Here is an 802-nt window from a genome sequence, read left to right as displayed (position 1 = left end):
AGGTACCGGGGGTGGAGGGCGGCGAGGGCGTCGCGGCTCTCGGGTCCGTTGCCGTGCAGGTCGATCGCGAGGTCGGGGGGCGGGCCGGGCCAGTGGGTCAGTACGGGGACGGCGCGGCCGGGTGCCTCGGCGGGCAGTACGGCGTCGACGGTCCCGGTGGCCAGGGCCGCGTCGGTGAGTGCGGGAGGCAGGGCGAGGACGACCCGGTGGGCGGGGAAGGCACGGCGGATGCCGCGCAGCGCGGGCACCCCGGCCAGCAGGTCGCCCAGGCCCAGGGCGCGCAGCACCAGCACGCCGGGGCGGTCGGGCGGAGGGGTCATCGGCGCGCTCCCTCGGTGCCGCCCGGTGCGTGGGCGGCACGCTCGGCGATGCCGCTGGTGGAGCGCCCGTCGAGGTACGGGAAGAGCACGACCTGGCCGTCCCAGCTGGCCACCAGGGAAGCCTCGGGGAGGTCGGTGCGGGCGTAGTCGCCGCCCTTGGCCCAGATGTGGGGGCGGAGCCGGGCGAGCAGGAGTTCGGGGGTGTCCTCGTCGAAGACGGCCACCGCGTCGACACACTCCAGGGCGCGCAGCACCCGTACCCGGTCGGCGAGCGGGACGAGCGGGCGGCCGTCGCCCTTGCGGCGGCGCACGGAGGCGTCGGAGTTGACGCACACGACCAGGCAGTCGCCGGTGCGGCGGGCCGCCTGGAGCAGGGCCACATGGCCGGCGTGCAGCAGGTCGAAGCAGCCGCCGGCCGCGACGACCGTCCCGCCCGCGGCCCGCACCCGCGCGGCGGTGCGCAGCGCCTCGTCGGTGGGGGC

Annotated in this window: 1 protein-coding gene and 1 pseudogene; both read right to left on the bottom strand. The window is 78.1% G+C overall.

Going from position 1 to position 802, the window contains the following annotated elements:
* Nucleotides 1-320, bottom strand: a pseudogene (locus GT030_RS05740) (glycosyltransferase family 9 protein); the annotation flags it as partial.
* The coding region (locus GT030_RS05735; RefSeq protein WP_161200137.1) for an adenylyltransferase/cytidyltransferase family protein at nucleotides 317-802 on the bottom strand (486 nt) is incomplete at its 5' end. The pseudogene GT030_RS05740 and the gene GT030_RS05735, both read right to left, overlap by 4 nt.

This window comes from Streptomyces sp. SID1328 (genome assembly GCF_009865595.1).
Classification (GTDB): Bacteria; Actinomycetota; Actinomycetes; order Streptomycetales; family Streptomycetaceae; genus Streptomyces; species Streptomyces griseoluteus.
The sequence above is the reverse complement of the archived record's forward strand: the minus strand, read 5'-3'. Positions and strand labels throughout refer to the sequence as shown.